Annotated in this window: 1 protein-coding gene; it reads right to left on the bottom strand. The window is 48.5% G+C overall.

The window, feature by feature from the left end; genetic code table 11:
• Positions 1-4: 4 nt before the first annotated feature.
• On the bottom strand, positions 5-1,399 hold the full coding sequence (locus ACTHUE_RS17795) for a DEAD/DEAH box helicase (protein ID WP_137041590.1): 1,395 nt from the start codon (positions 1,397-1,399) through the stop codon (positions 5-7).
• Between the last annotated feature and the right edge of the window lie 354 nt (positions 1,400-1,753).

Raw genomic sequence — 1,753 nt, 5'->3', positions numbered from 1 at the left:
TTGTTTACTTTACGCCAAAACCAGGTTGGAGCAGGGCGCAAGGCTGACGCTCGTGACGGCTGCGGCGTGTTCTGCCGGCAATTTTGCCGCAGACAATACCCGGATCGTTTTTCTCTTCTGCTTTTTTCGAGTTTTTGTCTGATTTATTCGCGTATTCGTTGCGTTTGTTTCTATCATCGCGACGAGAGCGGCTGTCGTTGTGCTGAACCGGTTGCGCTTCGGCTTCATCTTGATTGTCGTTGCCCCACCAATGCGGCTCGAAGCCTTCGATGCGTTCCACATTCAAATCGCTGCCGATTAGCTCTTTAATGGATTCAAACATTTTCTGTTCGGTTTTATCCATTAAGGAAATGGCAACGCCGTCGGCACCGGCCCGGCCGGTACGTCCGATGCGGTGGACGTAGTCTTCAGGTTGGGTTGGCAGCTCGTAGTTGATGACGAAAGGCAACTCGGCAATATCCAGGCCGCGTGCGGCAACGTCAGTGGCAACCAAAACGCGTAATGAACCTTCTTTAAAGGCGTTGAGGGTTTCCAGTCGGCTTTGTTGGGATTTGTCGCCGTGGATGGATTGCGCGGCAATGTTGCGACGGACGAGGTCGCGGGTAACTTGATCGACGCTTTGTTTGGTTTTGCAGAATACAATGACTTGATTCATATGCAAATCAACAATCAGACGTTCGAGCAGGTTGCGTTTTTTGAGTGTATCAACGGCAATGATGTGTTGCTCGACATTGGCGTTGGTGGTGTTTTGCGCAGCCACTTCAACCATTTCAGGCGTGTGCATAAAATCTTGCGCAAGCTTACGGATAGGCGGTGAGAAAGTGGCGGAGAAAAGCAGGGTTTGTCGCTGTTTGGGCAACATCTGCATGATTTTGCGGATATCGTCGATGAAACCCATATCAAGCATACGGTCGGCTTCGTCGAGTACGACGATTTCGACTTTGTTTAAATTGATGTTTTTTTGCTTGACGTGGTCAAGCAGTCGGCCAACTGTGGCAACAACGATTTCACAACCGGCGCGCAAGTCGGCAGTTTGTTTGTCCATATTGACACCGCCGAAGAGGACGGTGTGGCGCAAAGGAAGATTTTTAATGTATGCCTGCACGTTTTGATCGATTTGATCGGCCAGTTCGCGGGTTGGGGTCAATACCAACATGCGGACAGGATGCATGGCAGGGGAGGTGCTGGATGTGGCGTAGCGTTTCAGGCGTTCGAGGCTGGGCAGCATAAAGGCGGCGGTTTTACCTGTGCCGGTTTGTGCTGCAGCCAAAAGATCGTGTCCTGCCAAGGCTTTAGGAATCGCTGCGGCTTGAATAGGCGTCGGGTTTTCATAACCCTGATCGGTCAGGGCGGAGACCAATTCGCTGCCTAAACCGAGTGAAGAGAAAGGATTCATGATGGTGGCTTTCTGTTCAGACGGCCTTTGGAATGATGAGGCCGTCTGAAAAATCTGATTCTGAAATGGACAAACCGCAGTATGATTTTGATTCTGCGGTTTGAAAAAAATGGGGGCGGAACAATCCGTCAAGTAGTCCATTATGCCATAAAAAGAGGGACTCCCCAAATGATGGTTGCGGCTAGGAACAGCCATGTTTTGATATTTTTACAGTTCAAAAACAGAAAAAATGACTGGTCTGCAAGGTTTTGAGTTTATTAGGAATTAAGCATTTGTCTTAACGTCAATAGAATTAATTTATCAAAAACTTACAGGCTGAAATGAAACTAAATTGTACTCACGTACTCAATATTGAGG

Source organism: Neisseria sp. P0021.S005, assembly GCF_051956955.1.
Note: the sequence above shows the minus strand (reverse complement) of the source record. Positions and strands in the feature narration are given on the sequence as shown.